At 54.8% G+C, this 15578-nt stretch carries 18 protein-coding genes and 1 pseudogene; 8 read left to right on the forward strand and 11 right to left on the reverse strand.

Annotated features, from left to right (window positions below):
- The first annotated feature begins 362 nt into the window (after positions 1 to 362).
- Positions 363 to 863 (forward strand): hypothetical protein, encoded by a 501-nt coding sequence (locus tag IQ241_RS03080; RefSeq protein ID WP_193904945.1) that lies wholly within the window; start codon positions 363 to 365, stop codon positions 861 to 863.
- Between the two features lie 104 nt (positions 864 to 967).
- Here the strand turns inward: IQ241_RS03080 and IQ241_RS03085 are convergent.
- Positions 968 to 2069, reverse strand: a protein-coding gene (locus IQ241_RS03085) for an IS3 family transposase (protein WP_390622411.1) whose coding sequence is annotated in 2 segments (ribosomal slippage) — positions 968 to 1781 and positions 1780 to 2069 — 1104 coding nt in all. Because the reading frame shifts where the segments join, the coding sequence is not laid out codon by codon here.
- A 78-nt stretch (positions 2070 to 2147) separates the two neighbouring features.
- On the opposite strand from IQ241_RS03085, the gene IQ241_RS03090 reads away from it, so the two are divergent.
- On the forward strand, positions 2148 to 2573 hold the full coding sequence (locus tag IQ241_RS03090; protein WP_322743560.1) for a nucleotide-binding protein: 426 nt from the start codon (positions 2148 to 2150) through the stop codon (positions 2571 to 2573).
- A gap of 170 nt (positions 2574 to 2743) precedes the next feature.
- Here IQ241_RS03090 and IQ241_RS03095 read toward each other — a convergent pair whose 3' ends face one another.
- Positions 2744 to 3070 (reverse strand): winged helix-turn-helix transcriptional regulator, encoded by a 327-nt coding sequence (locus IQ241_RS03095; RefSeq protein ID WP_193904947.1) that lies wholly within the window; start codon positions 3068 to 3070, stop codon positions 2744 to 2746.
- Between the two features lie 118 nt (positions 3071 to 3188).
- On the opposite strand from IQ241_RS03095, the gene IQ241_RS03100 reads away from it, so the two are divergent.
- From IQ241_RS03100 to IQ241_RS03115, 5 genes and pseudogenes are all read left to right on the forward strand, one after another.
- Entirely contained in the window at positions 3189 to 3629 is a 441-nt protein-coding gene (locus IQ241_RS03100; RefSeq protein ID WP_193904948.1) for a hypothetical protein, read from the forward strand.
- Between the two features lie 145 nt (positions 3630 to 3774).
- A pseudogene (locus IQ241_RS26295) lies at positions 3775 to 4207 on the forward strand (GNAT family N-acetyltransferase).
- Positions 4208 to 4293: 86 nt separating this feature from the next.
- Positions 4294 to 4653 (forward strand): DUF6972 family protein, encoded by a 360-nt coding sequence (locus IQ241_RS26300; protein WP_390622412.1) that lies wholly within the window; start codon positions 4294 to 4296, stop codon positions 4651 to 4653.
- A complete protein-coding gene (locus IQ241_RS03110; protein WP_193904949.1) occupies positions 4616 to 4873 on the forward strand; it encodes a hypothetical protein in 258 nt (85 codons plus the stop codon). The genes IQ241_RS26300 and IQ241_RS03110 overlap by 38 nt, the downstream gene beginning before the upstream one ends.
- Positions 4874 to 5286: 413 nt before the next feature.
- Positions 5287 to 5859 carry a Uma2 family endonuclease gene (locus IQ241_RS03115; protein ID WP_322743557.1) on the forward strand — a complete coding sequence of 191 codons (573 nt, stop codon included), beginning with the start codon at positions 5287 to 5289 and terminating at the stop codon, positions 5857 to 5859.
- Between the two features lie 175 nt (positions 5860 to 6034).
- Here the strand turns inward: IQ241_RS03115 and IQ241_RS03120 are convergent, their stop codons facing one another.
- A complete protein-coding gene (locus IQ241_RS03120) occupies positions 6035 to 6217 on the reverse strand; it encodes a DUF4278 domain-containing protein (RefSeq protein WP_193904950.1) in 183 nt (60 codons plus the stop codon).
- 133 nt (positions 6218 to 6350) lie between these two features.
- Positions 6351 to 6779: a lactoylglutathione lyase gene (gloA, locus tag IQ241_RS03125; protein ID WP_193904951.1), complete on the reverse strand. Its 429-nt coding sequence runs from the start codon at positions 6777 to 6779 to the stop codon at positions 6351 to 6353.
- A gap of 70 nt (positions 6780 to 6849) precedes the next feature.
- Here gloA and eno point away from each other — a divergent pair, with 70 nt between their 5' ends.
- On the forward strand, positions 6850 to 8145 hold the full coding sequence (gene eno, locus IQ241_RS03130; RefSeq protein ID WP_193904952.1) for a phosphopyruvate hydratase: 1296 nt from the start codon (positions 6850 to 6852) through the stop codon (positions 8143 to 8145).
- Here eno and IQ241_RS03135 read toward each other — a convergent pair.
- The 7 genes from IQ241_RS03135 to IQ241_RS03165 form a co-directional block, all read right to left on the reverse strand.
- Positions 8142 to 8846, reverse strand: a complete 705-nt coding sequence (locus tag IQ241_RS03135; protein WP_193904953.1) for an ExbD/TolR family protein — start codon at positions 8844 to 8846, stop codon at positions 8142 to 8144. The two genes, eno and IQ241_RS03135, sit on opposite strands and share 4 nt — an antisense overlap.
- 24 nt (positions 8847 to 8870) lie before the next feature.
- Positions 8871 to 9533: a MotA/TolQ/ExbB proton channel family protein gene (locus IQ241_RS03140; RefSeq protein ID WP_193904954.1), complete on the reverse strand. Its 663-nt coding sequence runs from the start codon at positions 9531 to 9533 to the stop codon at positions 8871 to 8873.
- 91 nt (positions 9534 to 9624) lie between these two features.
- The gene (gene lpxB, locus IQ241_RS03145) at positions 9625 to 10833 is read right to left on the reverse strand and encodes a lipid-A-disaccharide synthase (RefSeq protein ID WP_228021319.1); all 1209 of its coding nucleotides are present in this window, start codon (positions 10831 to 10833) and stop codon (positions 9625 to 9627) included.
- A gap of 9 nt (positions 10834 to 10842) precedes the next feature.
- Entirely contained in the window at positions 10843 to 11652 is an 810-nt protein-coding gene (lpxA, locus tag IQ241_RS03150; protein ID WP_193904955.1) for an acyl-ACP--UDP-N-acetylglucosamine O-acyltransferase, read from the reverse strand.
- Between the two features lie 64 nt (positions 11653 to 11716).
- Positions 11717 to 12214: a 3-hydroxyacyl-ACP dehydratase FabZ gene (fabZ, locus tag IQ241_RS03155; RefSeq protein ID WP_193904956.1), complete on the reverse strand. Its 498-nt coding sequence runs from the start codon at positions 12212 to 12214 to the stop codon at positions 11717 to 11719.
- A gap of 63 nt (positions 12215 to 12277) precedes the next feature.
- A complete protein-coding gene (gene lpxC, locus IQ241_RS03160) occupies positions 12278 to 13240 on the reverse strand; it encodes a UDP-3-O-acyl-N-acetylglucosamine deacetylase (protein WP_322743558.1) in 963 nt (320 codons plus the stop codon).
- On the reverse strand, positions 13240 to 15519 hold the full coding sequence (locus tag IQ241_RS03165; protein WP_193904957.1) for a BamA/TamA family outer membrane protein: 2280 nt from the start codon (positions 15517 to 15519) through the stop codon (positions 13240 to 13242). Before IQ241_RS03165 ends, lpxC begins: the two co-directional genes overlap by 1 nt.
- Between the last annotated feature and the right edge of the window lie 59 nt (positions 15520 to 15578).

A 15578-nucleotide genomic window follows, 5' to 3' on the forward strand; every position in this document is an offset into this window, starting at 1 on the left:
ATAATTCATTCGGTAGTCTGCTGTGGTCGAACCGTGCCGTTGCTGTGGCGAGTATTGGAGCACAGTAGCGCAACCGTTACAGGCAGTCAGCATCTACACAGGGTTAAAGCCAGCAAAGGGATTATAAATAATTCCTTAAAAAAACCTGAGCCCCTAGTTGGATGGAGGGATGATTATGCTGAATATGTCAGCCTAATCACCTATATAGGGATATTAGGCTGACATATTCTACCTATTTATCCCAGAAAGGATCTTAGGCTGAAATATTTCCACCTAAGTGCCCGTATTAGGATCTTAGGTGGAAACTTTTCCTCTAATTAATAGTTATCCCACTCAATTGATCCCGACGTAAGTTCGCTCGCATGTACAACCTTTTTATCGGTTACGCTGGCCCGAAGGACCCGGACGATTCCGTTGAAGTAAGCGTGTCCCGTTTCCTGGAGTACACGGACGATGAAACTCGAATGCGATTCCGTGATCTCACCGGCGATGCTGTCCGGAAGATTATGGATTACCCCGCGCTGTTCATGCACGAACACTACGAAGATGGCGCATTCGTTGCGGAGATCACTTCGATCAAGGAAGTGGGAAGGTCATACAAGGTTGAGTTTCGTCAGGATACTCAAGTCGGTGTCATTTCGCCAGACATAATCTCCGCTGCTGCGTTGGAGCTTCGCATTGGCGAATTTGAGTTCTATCGAACGCACTGGGCTGTAAAGCAGGGAGATCTGCTTGATATTCTGTCGCGGCACAAATCGGATTTAGAAAACCAGCAGTCGCGTAATGAACTTCCCGAAAACGAGCCGGCGACTGATGACTCGGAATTCAACAAAAGCCAAGGGTTTATTGTTCATGGGCATTAAAGTGCTTCCCATTGTCTAGACAGAAAAAGGACTAAATTAAGATAGAAGACTGCAAAAGCTTGCTTTGACTAGATTTCAATCATTTTATACCTTCCAGTCCTGACTCAACGAAAGTGGACCATGGCCGGGGTTTGATAATCGAGTGCCTGATGAAGACGCTTCTGGTTATAGAGCACAAAGTAATCATTTAAGCCATTGAGCGCCTCCAGCACAGTGGTATAAGACTTGAGATACACCTCCTCATATTTGACACTGCGCCACAGTCGTTCGACAAAGATGTTGTCAAAAGCTCGACCCCGGCCATCCTGGCTGATGCGAATTCCCCGCGCCTCCAGGCAAGTCGTAAAGGCTTCACTGGTAAACTGAGCCCCCTGGTCGCTATTGAAGATATCCGGTTTGCCAGCGGCTAAGGCGGCCTCCAAAGCCTCGATACAAAAGCGCACATCCATCGTGTTCGAGACTCGCCAGGCAAGCACATAGCGACTGAACCAGTCCATCACTGCCACTAGATACACAAAGCCTTTGGGCATCGGAATATAGGTAATGTCAGTGCTCCAGACTTGATTCGGGGCGTTGATGGTCACTGCTTTGAGCAGGTAGGGATAGCGTCTGACGTGGTCCGCAGGCTGACTCAGGTTGGGCTTGGGATAGATTGCCTCTAAGCCCATCTTTCGCATCAACCGTCTGACCCGTTTGGGATTGACGGCCTCGCCCTGCATCCTTAGCCAAGCCGTCATCCGGCGCACCCCGTAGTAAGGCATCTCTGTAAATTGGCGGTCAATTAGCTTCATCAGATGCTCGTTATAGGCCGTTTCACTGGCAGGCTGGTAGTACCAACTGGCTCGGGACAGTCCGATCAGTTCACACTGGCGGCTGAGGCTGATACCGGGATGCGCAGGCTCTATCAGCTGACGTTTATCGGACGGGCAATGCCCTAGATTTTTTTTTCAGCCAGTCCAACTCTACTTTGAGCTGCCCGATTTGTTGGTAGAGTTCTGATATCAATGCATCCTGTGATTTGTGGTAAGTCCCGCTTTTGCGGCTGAAGACTTCGGGTAAGGCTTCCAACACCTGCTTCTTCCACTGCGTCACCTGAGTTGGATGTACGCCATGTTCTCCGGCAATCTCGTTGACCGTTTTCAGGCCTTTGACAGCCTCGAGGGCGATCTTGACTTTGAGTTCTGCACTGTATCGTTTACGCTGCATGAGTTTTTAACGCTCCGTATTTTCTAGGGGATTTTGTGCAGCTTTATATCTTATTGTCCTGTCTAGTTTCTGGGGAGCATTATACATGACGAGCACGCAAAGGCAGATGCCAAGGATTACGTTGAATCCAGAGGGCTAAAGCCAATCATTCTCCACCTTCAAGCAAGTGGCGGGCGGACGATTATTGAGAAAATAGACCGTTACACGAACGTGGGATTTGGAATCGTCCTTTACACGGAATGCGACGTTGGGGCAAAACGGGATTCGCTGGCCTACAAATGGCGGGCGCGCCAAAATGTCGTTTTTGAACACGGCTACCTTATTGCGAAACTCTCACGCGCACGGGTTGCGGCATTGGTGAAGGGTGACGTCGAAACACCGAATGACATCAGTGGCGTCGTCTACATTGGCATGGATGCCGCCAGGAAATGGCACGACGAAATGGACAACGAACTTCGACAGGCGGGCTATCAAATATCCGCGCCCGAAAACCCGCTCTTTTGAGCGTGCGATTGTCAACGCCAAACAACCGTGGGATAACAATGGCATGAACACGGAGCCGCCGGTCACGCGTTTTTTGAAATGGTGCATCAACCGCGGCGGCCCGGTTCTGCCCAACGTTAGGCTTCTTATTTTACCGATGAGGATCGCTTTGAGATGACATCGGTGCGTTTTTACATCTTTGTCTCATCACCATACCAGCGTGAAGCCAGCTCACAGAGGTCGTAGAGTGGCTTAGATAACTCCTTCCCCCGCTCAGTCAATTCATAAGAAACTTGTGGCGGGATCGTAGACTCGTAGTAACGATAGATAATTCCATTCTCTTCCAGCATCCGCAACCGTTGTGTCAATACCTTAGGCGAGATGCCATCAACTTTGCGCCTTAATTCACCAAATCGCATCACTCCATTGGTATCTAAGGTCCACAAAATATACATCGTCCACTGCCCTGAAATCTGATTGAGCAGCTTTTCGAGGGGAGCACATTCTGAGTCCTTCATAGGTGTTAGTAGTTCCTGAGAGGTTACGCAGTTACTAAAAGGTAACTACTTTACTTTAGCAACCAATGAGTTTAACTTCTACATACGGTTTCTAAAAATTGAGATCGTAGGAGCAAACATGAGAGGTCAGGTTTGGTATGTCGCTTTATTTATTGGGTTAATGTGTCTGGTTCGGTTCGGTCTCAGTGCTATTGGCTATGCTGACCCAGTACGGTTGATGGAGCAAATGAACATGTCCATTGACTCGAACATTCAGATGCCATATCTTGTGCGCGTTTGGGCAGTTAGAGATATTGTGATTGCTGTAATTGTTATTTTTGCTGATAGAAGTACAGTGAAGACACTTCTATTTGCATGCGTTGTCATTGATGCTACTGATATACTCTCCGCACATTTGAGTGGATTGGCGGGATTGTTCAATTCATCTGAAACTTGGTCGCTAAAACTGACTGCAATTGCTGCACTCATTCCGGAGGCGATAGCTTTAGCTTTACTGGGTATCCAAAAAACAGATAATCAAGACAAGAAGCAGGTCAAAAGCCCGGAAACTGTTTCGTAGAAAAGCCTAACAATTCCAATGCACCGGAGCAAAGTTAAGCAATTAGTGATTTGCTAAAAGTACTTGTGTCCAGTGATTGGGAATGTTATGCGGCTTAGTTATCTACAATTTTTAGGCGCATTTTAGACTTCATCCCGAAAAGCAAATTGAGTCTTACAATCCTCATCATCTAGATGCCGTTGTCCGCCTTTCGCTTCGGGCATGGATTCCAGTCTTTGAATCGATGCAAAACACGATGGATACTGACGTTTACTGAGCCTTCTATCCTGATGATTGGTGTGGGAGCCAAAAAAAGCGGTCGAGGATATCTGCACTGCCGAAAACACAACAGTGTGGATTGCGTTCGTGCAAGTTCCACTGTAGCCGCGAAACTAGGTCCCGAATCCAGCATGGGCGAAATATATAAGGTCGCCTTCGATCCAGACTTTCAAGGTCACGGAATTGGTAGCACTCTGATAGAATTTGCTATTGCTCAGATGAAAGATACTGGGATGTCCATTGCAATGGTCGAAACCGGAGGCGGTCCAGGTCATGCCCTAGCGCGTCGCACCTATGAAAAGTTAGGCTTTGGGCTATAGTCGGTTGCTCGATACTTCAAGAGGCTCTAGGTACCTAGATCTAGGTTACAGTGACGATTCTGAAATAGTGTGAGATCGCCCAACCCATGAGCGGAATTGACCGAGGTATCACTCCCGATCCCCGACCGAGCCTAATTGATCGCCATTTGCCGAATACCCCTCAAGTCCAAAGACTGCTCCGAAGAGAAGGCAGAGCGCACATATTTAACGATGTCGAGACCCTAAAACGAGTTACACAGGCTATTATTGCGGGTGGAGAGCGAACTGGAATCGAGGATGAAGACGATGATTACGAACGATATGGACTCTACTTTTCCGAGCCAATCGGATACATAATTAGAGCAGATGGGAGCCAAACGCCTCTTTACTACGGCGAGATCAAAATTGTGAAAACAACAGGTGAGTATCATGCAATCCCGCGCACCAGCCCTCGCAGAACAAGCTAAAACCTGGAAAATCCTGGAGCTTTGGGTTGATCCAGTGCTTTTCCCTCCCAAGATTCTCATGCTTGTGGGTGATCAAGATGGGACTTGTCGTATTTTTAATCCTGCATCTGGCTATAAGCTCATCGTTACCCACTCTAATTATCAAGCTGCCCAAGAATGGCTTCTTGAAGACGAATATGAACGGGTTAAAGGTCAACTTTTAGCCGAAGAAGTACTTTGATTATCGGCTTAAACTCTTGCATAAAAACCGCATAACAGCCCGGTTGGAGCGGACAGTTGAGAGACTTTTCGTCTATCGTTGGGGTCGGCTCTACTGCCGCTCAGCCGGAACGTTAGGAGGCTCACAACAAGCTTATCCGCCTTCCTTGCGGTGCTCCCAAGCCGCGAAGGCAGGTCTGCGCAATGCGGTGGCGGCTCTAATGCTGCCGCTGTACCGAAATGATACCTTAACCCGGTTGAGTGAGAAAGTGATCTGCATTTGGTGAGTACGACCATTGAATCTCAGATATAGTGGGCTTGCGAGTTTTGTACAGTCGAGCCGCTGTCAGATAGCCTATAATCGACGAAGTAGCAAGGCTTTGGTACAGAAACATGATTGCGATCGCGCCCATCAAGTCTTTACCAGATGGTTCAGTGGCAACTATTCCAATGAGCTGGGCAGAGTATCAGCAATTGGTTGCTAATCGGGGCAATCATAGTACTCCACGCTTTAAGTATGCCAACGGATACTTGACCCTTAAGATGCCAACCTTCGAGCATGGCCAGCTAGACGCCATTATTGCCGATTTGATTGTTGCCATCCTCAACCAGCAGCTGCGCGATTACGTTCGCACTACGCCTGTCACCCTGCAAATTCCCGAACAGGCAGGCATTGAACCCGACCATTGTTTTTGGCTCAGCAACTGGGCAGCCGTGAGCGGCAAAAGTCGGATTGACCTGGCAACTGACCCACCACCCGATATTGCAGTTGAAGTCGATGTGGCTAACTTTACGAATGTTGCAGACTACAAACTCTTTAGGGTGCCTGAGGTATGGCTAATTCGAGGAAATACTCTATCAATCTATGTCCAAACACCTGGGGAATACAATCAAACGGAGTCTAGTCAGTTTTTTCCTGATATTGCTATCCCAAAACTCTATCAGCAGGTGACTGCAGCGGTTGCCGAGGGTGCTAGCCCGCCAAGAGCAATTCGTTCAATTATTTAAATTGCGAGAACGACGAATACAAAACGTCGGCAATGCGCCATCGAAAACAGCTTATGCATTCTTGAATACCTGAAAAGTGGGCGATCGCGTATTCAAACCGGATTATGGAGACAAAAAAGAGATATGACCTTGGCCATATCCCTTTAAGCTTCGGGAATCAATATCAGCGGGCTGCTTAGCTGGCTTTGAGATAGCGGGCTCCTCGGTAGGTGAGGACTTCCAGCTGAGTTGTGGTGGACTGGGCTGACTGTCGAACCGGGTAGGTGTGACCGCGAAACTTGGCCATGATTGGGGACTCTGTTACGCTGACCGCTGGGGTCTGGGACTGGTAGCTGATGCCGCGATAGCTGAGCTGCATGGGTGGTCTCCTAGATCGGTTAAAAGGATTGAATAGAGGTCAGGGATTTGCCTGATGTCTACGACAATAGGGGCCAATCGAGAAGATGCCGGGAAGCCAAATATCGCGGCGGCTCACTTTCTGAACGATTTGGCTAAGCCGTTGCAGCTGCTTTGGTCTGGGACTGGGCCGAGCCCTGGGTGCCCTGCTGAATCAGCTCGACCTTGTAGCCGTTGGGGTCTTCAATAAAGGCGATGACGGTAGTGCCGTGCTTCATCGGACCGGGTTCGCGCACAACTTTGCCACCCTGGGCGCGAATGCGATCGCAGGTTTCATAAATATCATCTACGCCCAGGGCAATATGGCCGTAGGCGTCGCCCAGGTCATAGCTATCGGTCCCCCAGTTGTAGGTCAGCTCCAGCACTGAATGGTCCGACTCATCGCCGTAGCCGACAAAGGCCAGGGTAAACTCGCCGCCGGGATAGTCCTTCTGGCGCAGCTTCTTCATGCCTAAGACATCGCAGTAAAACTTGAGTGACTCCTCCAGATTGCCGACTCGCAGCATCGTGTGTAGCAAACGCATCGTACTTAACCTCGCATTGTGTCTTAATCTTTATTCTGACGGAAAACGCAAAGATGAGGACAGAGGATTGATGTTTGACACCATCGATAGGGCGATTGGGGACATCCAGGCCCGGGAAATTTTAGACTCTCGAGGCCGACCCACGATTGAGGCGGAGGTTCATCTAGAATGCGGCATCATCGGGCTTGCCCAGGTGCCGAGCGGTGCCTCTACCGGCACCTTTGAGGCCCACGAGCTGCGCGATGGAGACAAAAGCCGCTACGGCGGCAAAGGCGTCACCCAGGCGGTCAGCAACGTCAACGACCAAATTGCTCGGGAGCTCTTCGGCTACGATGTGATTGAGCAAGCGGCAATCGACCGCGCGATGCTTGAGCTCGACGGCTCTGAAAATAAGAAAAATTTGGGCGCAAACGCTATTCTTGCGGTCTCGCTAGCGAACGCCAAAGCCGCTGCAAAAGCAGTCGATCTGTCCCTCTACCGATATTTGGGCGGACCGATGGCCAACGTGCTGCCGGTGCCGATGATGAACGTGATCAACGGCGGCGAGCACGCCTCGAATAACGTTGACATTCAGGAATTTATGATCTTGCCGGTGGGAGCCGAGAGCTTCCGTGAGGCGCTGCGCTGGGGGGCGGAAATCTTCAGCCACCTGAGCCAGGTGCTGGACCAGAAGGGGCTGCTCACGGGCGTTGGCGATGAGGGCGGCTATGCCCCTAACCTGGGCTCAAACCAGGAGGCGCTAGACCTGCTGGTTGCCGCGATTGAGGCTGCTGGCTACAAACCGGGCGAGCAGGTAGCCCTGGGGCTGGACGTAGCGGCTAGTGAATTTTACCAAGATGGCCAGTATACCTACGATGGCGCGGCCCATTCGCCAGCGGAGATGATCGACTATTTAGAAAGTCTGACCAACCAGTATCCGATTATCTCTATCGAAGATGGTCTGCATGAGGAGGACTGGTCGAGCTGGAAAACCCTGACCGAGCGGCTGGGCCATCGGGTGCAGCTGGTCGGCGATGACCTATTTGTCACCAACCCGACCCGCCTGGCCAAAGGCATCGACCAGGGCGCAGGCAACTCGATTTTGATTAAGCTGAATCAAATTGGCACCCTGACCGAGACCCTGGAAGCAATTAACCTGGCTATGCGCAGCCAATACACCACGGTGATCAGCCATCGCTCTGGCGAAACGGAAGATACGACTATTGCCGACCTGGCCGTCGCGACCCGGGCTGGGCAGATCAAGACCGGATCGCTCTGCCGCAGCGAGCGGGTGGCCAAATATAACCGGCTGCTGCGGATTGAGGATGAGCTAGGCGACCAGGCAGTCTATGCCGGTCTGGTAGGGTTGGGACCGAGCAAACGTTAGCCTTCGTCGCCGTCTGACGGGGTCTGCTGGCCGTCCGGCTGCTCGGTGCTACCGTTAGGCGTTGTTGGCTGCGGCGAGAGGGGGCTATCTGGGCTAATCGGCGGCAGTCCGCTGCCGTCGGGCAGCCCAGGCTGAGTTGGAAAGCCCGGGTTCAGCGGATCCTGGCCACTAAAGGGGTCGCTGAATGGATCGTTAAACTGGCCATTCAGTGGGTCTTGCAAATTGTTTGGATCGTTTGGATCCGCGCCGGGCTGGGTGGGGTCGAGGGAGGTTTGGGTGGGCAGAGTGGCCAGGGCAACGCGATCGCCCCCCACCGCCCGCAGCAGATCCAGGACGCGAATGACGTCGTTATAGCGAGCCTCGCGGGCGGCATAAAGGACGATAGTCCCCTCAGGCGCAAACTGCTGAAACTGCTGCAAAATGTCGTACAGCTGCTGTAGCGGCACGGGACTCTGATTCTGCTCAATGTAGACCTGTCCGGCTGCGTCCACGCTGACAAAAAGGCGATCGCGCCCAGCGCTTTCGGGCACGGCGGTGCCGGTCTCTGCCGTCGGCAGGTCCAGGGAAATGGCCTGCTGCCGGGTCAGGCCCACCGCCGCCAGGATGAAGAACGTCAGAATGCAGAAAATAACGTCGATCAGCGGCAGAATCTCAATCCGCAGATCTTCGACAACGGAGGGCGAATCTAGCTCAAGTTTCATAGCGAGGTTGGGGTTTGAAGACTGCTAAAAATTGCCGCTGAGTTCGCTGGGCTTGCCGCCGGTCAGCGACCAGGCCTGCCGATAGAGCAGCTCCAGCTCATTGCCGGTCTGGCGAAAGACTCGGGCTTGGCCAAAGACAAAGCCCTGAAACAGGCGGTAGAAAGCCAGGCTGACGATCGCAATCACCAGTCCGGCGGCGGTACTAATCAGCGCTTCGCCAATGCCTAGGGCAGTGCCCGTGGTAGCATCGCCGACGCCCAGGTCAGTCAGGTTGATCGAGCCCAGGGCATTAATCAGGCCGACCACTGTCCCCAATAGTCCTAACAGCGGCGCTAGGGCGATCACCGCTTCCAGCACCTTATCCCCCCGGCGCATGGCCGAAATTTCTTCATTCGCCGCCGTCTCCAGGGCTAGCCGAAACACCTCCGGCTCTGGGTCCTTAATTTGCAGCGCGGCAAACAGAAAGCGGCCCATGGGAATCAGCCGACTGCGCTGGGAAATCTCCGTCGCAGCAATCCATTCCCGGCGAGCCGCCTCTAGCACCCGGCCCGAAACTTCGCGGCCGCGGGTGAGCGTTCTCGACCAAAACCAAATCCGCTCGATGATGGTCCCCAAGGCCAAAATGGATAGAAACAGCAGCGGCCACATAGCAATGCCGCCCTGGATGAAAAGCTCGGTAATATTCACAACTGCCTCCTACACGACGCTTCTCCGCCGCAACGCTCTAGTTTAAACCCAACCGGTTTAAAGGGGTCAAATCTGACCTAGTGACTCTGACCTAGTGACTCTGACTTAGTGACCTAGTGTAGAGCATATCGAGGATTTCCCTCGCGGCCCGGTCGCATACCCCCACTTCGCCCAGGGCCTGGCGCATTCTGGCATAGCCTTGCCGCATTTCCGCCCGCTTTTCGGAATCTAACAGCAGTGCGATCGCGGCTTCATAAATGGCCGCTGGCGTCGCCTCCCATTGCAGAAACTCTGGCACAATCGGCTGCATCTCCACCAGGTTCACCGGTGAGATGAAGGCCGCTGAGAACTTTAGCACATGCTCGGCCAGCCACGCGGTCAGCGGGCTGAGCCGATACATCGCCACCTGCGGCACGTCCATCAGGGCGATTTCGAGGTTGGCCGTGCCAGATTTACCAATGGCCAGGTCAGCCGCGGCGATCGCGGCCCGCTGCTGGGTCTCAACCAGGTCTGCGGTCAGACCGTACTCGGCGATCGCCTGGGCAATGCGATCGCGAAAGTCCGGCAGCGATAGCGGCACTAGAAACTTCACGGCAGGCAGCCGGTCCTGAATTTTTTGGGCAGCGGTAAAGATCACCGGCAGCAGATAGGTCAGCTCCTGCTGGCGAGAGGCGGGTAGCAGCGTCACCACCGTCTCCGACTCTGAGAGCCCCAGCTGGGCTCGGGCCGCCTGGCGAGCGGGCAGGGGGGCATCGACTAGCGGATGGCCTACCCAGGTGACGTTGCCGCCCTGCTGCCGGTAGTAGCGAGCCTCTTCAGGGAAAATAGCCAGCAGCTTATCCGCTACTTCTAAAATTTGCCGCGTGCCTTTTTGGGTCGCCCAGACCCACTGCTGCGGCGCAATGTAGTAGGCCATCGGCACCTGGGGCAGCCGGCGGCGGATAAAGCGGCCCACCGCTATATTCGGCCCCATATAGTCAATCAGAATCACCAGGTCAGGGGGATGATCGACCAGGTATCGATTAATCTGGCGCTGCAGCCGCGCCCCCCGAATGTAGTAGGGCAGCGTCTCGAAAATGCCAACGGCGCCCATCGATAGCGTATTGCAGATCAGCTGCGCGCCTGCCGCTGCCATCCGGGTGCCGCCCACCGCCGTAATCTCCAGCGTCAGACCGCGCTCCGCTGCCTGCCGCTGGAGCGCCTGGATCAGCAGCGCCCCGTGCAGGTCGCCCGAGACCTCACCCGTATGTAGAAAGAGCCGCACTGGCTGTGGCGCTGCCGAATTTGGGCCTTTTGTCATCCCCAATGACTATTTCCTGCGCCCTGTAATCGGTCCGCGGCGGCCCTCGGCTTGAGAACTGATCAAGAATTCGTAGAGATGGCGTACCCGCTCGTTGTCAGTCAGCCGCTCCAGCTTACTCAGTGCTTCATCCAGCCTCAGCCCCGACCGATAGAGGAGCCGATAGGCCTGCTTCAGGCCCCGGTAGACGTCGCCCCCATCCTCTTGGGCAATGCCAGAGCGGTTGATCAGTACTTGGTTCAGCCCCCGAATCCGGGAAGGGTTACCCTCGACCATCGTATAGGGCGGGACATCCCGCACCACTCGACTCATGCCGCCAATCATGGCATAGCGGCCAATATGGACGAACTGATGCACAGCCACGATGCCGCTGATCCGAGCATAGGCTTCGATCTGGACGTGACCGGCCAGGGCCGCCGAGTTGGCGATAATCACGTTGCTGGCAATCCGACAGTTATGGGCGATGTGGCTATAGGCCATGATCAAATTGCGATCGCCAATATAGGTCACCTCTCCCAGCCGGGTCGGCCGATTGACGGTGACGCACTCTCGAATACAGTTATCATCGCCGATCTGCACCCGGCTGAGCGATCCGTCGTACTTCAGGTCCTGGGGCTCTAGGCCAATCGCCGCATGGGGGAAAATCCGGTTACGGGCGCCGATTGTGGTGTGGCCGTCGAGCACGGCATGGGCGCCAATCTGGGTATTGGGTCCGATTGCCACCTTCTCTCCAATCACAGCATAGGGACCCACCTGGACACTGGGATGCAATTCGGCCCCTGCCTGGACCACGGCAGTAGGATGAATCAAAGTTGTCAACGTCGTGCCTCCCACAACCCCATAGCCCCCATAGCCCTCATAGCCGACGAATGGCTAATTACAACTAATCTACAATTGAAAACATCAGTTCGCCCTCGCAGACTAGCTGACCCTCGACTTCAGCCCGACTCTGCATTTTGCCAAAGCGCGATCGCTTTACCGCCAGCAGCGTCGTCGTAATCAAAAGCTGATCCCCCGGCACCACCGGTCGCCGAAATCTCACCCGGTTGATCCCAGCAAACATACAGAGCCCGCTCACTTCGGGCAGCTGCATCAGCACAATCCCACCCACCTGAGCCATCGCCTCAACAATCAGCACCCCTGGCATAATCGGCCGTCCCGGAAAATGGCCCTGAAAATGGGGCTCGTTGAAGGTGACGTTTTTAATCCCAACGGCTCGCTCCCCTGGCACATACTCGATAATTCGGTCAACTAGCGCAAACGGGTAGCGATGGGGCAGCAGCTGATGAATTTCTTCTAGACTGTACATGAGCTTGGTTCCCCCATCAGCACAACCATTCGCTTCGGCACTTTCTGACAGAGGATTGGTGAGCGTAGACATAAGTTGTATTCTAAAGCAGCAACATGGGCAAGGCGGACGCCAGCGCCCGTTCTGATTTTCTCACTAGACGGCCTTTCCGCTGGTCTCTAGAAAAGTTTTCTCAGAATCTCTAAAATCCCCAGAAGGTTTCAGATCAGGGCAAGCCTGAGCCAGCTGCTGGGCGAGCTGTACATGCAGAGTATGGCTCGCCTTATAGGCAATGACGTGAACCGACAGGAAGGTCCCGAGCAGGCTCATATCTCCTACTAAGTCTAAGAGTTTATGACGAGCGGGTTCATTTGCAAATCGCAGGGGTGGATTTAACCAGCCTTGCGGGCCGCAGACCAGCGCATTATCTAGGCTGCCGCCGCGAATCAGCCCCTGCTGGCGCAGCTGCTCAATCTGGTCTGCCAGCCCAAAAGTGCGAGCAGGCGCGATTTCGGTCGCAAACTGCTCAGGCCCATCGGCCGGTGACCAGCTATGCCACTGATTGCCAATCGCTGGTAGGTCAAAGTCAATTCCGCAGGTAAAACGCGGCTGGCGGGCGGGGAAAGCAGAGACAAACGAGTCGCCCGCCTGAACATGAAGGGGCGTAGACAGCGGCAGCCGGGTACGGCGTGGGGCAGGCTGGGGAGCAATCTGGGCCGACTGAATAGCTTCCACCCAGCCCAGCGCGGATCCTTCCAACAAGGGGACCTCCGGCCCGTCTACTTCGATGCGAGCATTGTCTACGCCTAGACTGCTGAGCGCAGCGAGCAAGTGCTCCACCGTGCGCACCCGGGCTGCGCCCTGCCCCAGCTCCGTCGAGAGCTGAGTCTGAGTCACCCGATCGATCGTTGCGGCAATCGGCATCGCCTCGGGCAGATCGGTGCGCACCCAGTAGCGGCCCGCGTTGGGCGGGGCAGGACATACTCGCACCCGAACCGGCTGTCCCGAATGGAGACCAACGCCAGACCGTTCAAAGGCAGTAGCGAGGGTTTGCTGCACCGCACCGGCTGCTGCAACCTCTCCACCAGTCACCTTTTCAGCATTGGCATTCCTATTCACTAGAACCGCTCCCCAAAGCCAAAGTGAATCTGCGAATCGCCCTGATCGTTCAGGCCATAGTCCAGCCGCAATGCGCCCAGCGGCGTTTGCACCCGGAGCCCGACCCCATAGCCAAAGCCCGACCCCGGCTTGTCGCGGACGCCAGCCGGATTGCCCGGCACCGAGCTGCCCGTGCCCAGGTCGGTTGCCGCATCCAGGAAGAGCGCCCCGCCCAGAAAAGAGGTAAATAGCGGAAAGCGGTATTCTGCCGTAGCCTGGAGGAAGGAACGACCGCTGCCGACCTCGCCTTCATCATAGCCCCGAACCGAGTTGACCCCGCCTAAGGAAAAGGCTTCGTAGGGCGGCAAATCGCCAACCACGGTACCGGCTTGGACGTTAAAGGCCAGCGCCTCAGGGCCGTCGCCAAAGCCGGTAATGTCTACCGGAATGTAGTAGCTGTAGCTGCCCCGGATCCGGTTAAAGAGAATACTGCCGTTTCCCACCGGGATAGACTGTTCGGTTCCCAGCCGTAGAACGCTGCCGCTGGTGGGTGAGATATTGCTATTGCGCAAATCCTGGACAACGCCAAACTGCACCGTCAGCAGGTCGTCACGGCCTGAGCCGCTAAAGCTGAGGTCATTTCCCAGCTCATCTTCAGGGGATAGGTCGCCGTCGCTATCGACGACGGCCACTCGCTCATAGCCTGTCCCCAGCGAAGCCGACCAGCCGTTGTCGAGCGGTCGGTTAAAGCTCAGACTGCCGCCCCAGCGATTGATCCGGGGCGTATCGCCATTGGGCAGTTCGACTTCGGTCTCGCCGTTATCAAAGATCAGCGAGATCGACCGGCTATTGAAGGCTCGGGTCGTATAGGAGGTACGGAACGGGTCGCCGGCAATCCAGGGGTCGGTAAAGCTAACGTCAAAGAGGAAGTCGCCGGCTAGGCTAACCTGACCCTCGGCCCGTAGCTTTTGATTATTGCCGCCGAAGTTATCCTGGTTATAGCTCACCTGACCAAAGATGTCGCCCGCCAGGTTGAAGCCGACTGCGGCCCCGACCGAGCCGGTATTGCGCTCGGCGATATTCACGTTCACTTTGACCTGACGTGGATCCTCATCGCCGGGGTCGAGCGACAGGCGAATATCGTCAAAAATGCCAAGATTAAAGGCTCGGCGCAGGTCTTCCTGGATCTGCTGCTGCTGGAAGACATCTCCGGGCTGCGTTTCAAACTCGCGAGTGACAATGAAGGGACGGGTTCGACCATCAACTGGCTCGCCATCTTCGTCAACGGTATCCCCATCGGGAGTAATATAGCGCACCTCAAAGGACTCGATCACCCCTTCCGCTACAATCAGCGTCACCACGCCGCTATCGGAAATTTGAGGGGCTGCTGTGACCTGGGCCAGCACGTAGCCATTGTCCTGATACCACTGATTGAGGTCTACGATGCCATCCTGCAAGTCGATCAGGTTAAGCACTTCGCCGTACTGGGGGGCAAAGATTTCATCTACTACCTCCTGGGGCAGCACCTGAGTCTCCCGCACATCGACTTCGGTCAGCACCGGATTGGGATCGACTAAAAAGGTGACTCGCACCCCTAGGGGCGTATCTTCGGGTAGGGCTTCTACATTCGAGAAAAAGCCTGTGCCAAAGATGTTGTTGATGTCTGCCTGAAGCTGGGAACGAGTGGCCGTTCGGCCCGGCTCTGTCTGAGCGGCCCGATAGACAGCATCGATCAGCTCGTCGGTCAGGGGCTCATTGGTAGCTGAGGCAACCGCAACTTCGGAGACCAGGACGCGGGTTTCTTCCGGCACCTGCTCAACCGCGTCTTCCCCAGGCTCGGTCGGCTCAACCTGGGGCGCTTCCGGCTCACCAGGAGGCACTTCCGGCTGCGCTTCTTCGATCGCATCCTGAACTTCTTCTTCAAAACTCGGCGGGTCGGCTGGGTCGTCGCCGTCGATCTCAATCTCAAGTGCCGGGGAGCCGTCTTGCTCACCGCCTGGCCCCGGGATGACATCGCCCGCGCCGGTATCGGGAACGGCGTCATCCGTTTCGATGACGTCTACGTCTTCATCGATGTCTTCAAGCGCCTCATCGATATCTTCAATGACCTCTGCATCGGGTTCGGCGGCGGGTTCCTCTGGCGACTCAGTCGGGGCGTCACTTTCGGCGGGCGATTCTGGCGTTTGGGCTAGCTGAGTTGGAGACTCGACCCACCCAGACGGCGATGCCTGCGCCGGAGCCGACAGGGCCGCGATCGCGCTCAGGGTACAGCAGGCCAAAAGGGCCGGTGAAACACGCATAGGGTTAACCTTCATTCACTTCTCACGGGGACGCAGGGAAACTCAAAGGAAGTTCCCCG

Origin of the sequence: Vasconcelosia minhoensis LEGE 07310 (assembly GCF_015207255.1) — a bacterium.
Taxonomy (GTDB): Bacteria; Cyanobacteriota; Cyanobacteriia; order Phormidesmidales; family Phormidesmidaceae; genus Vasconcelosia; species Vasconcelosia minhoensis.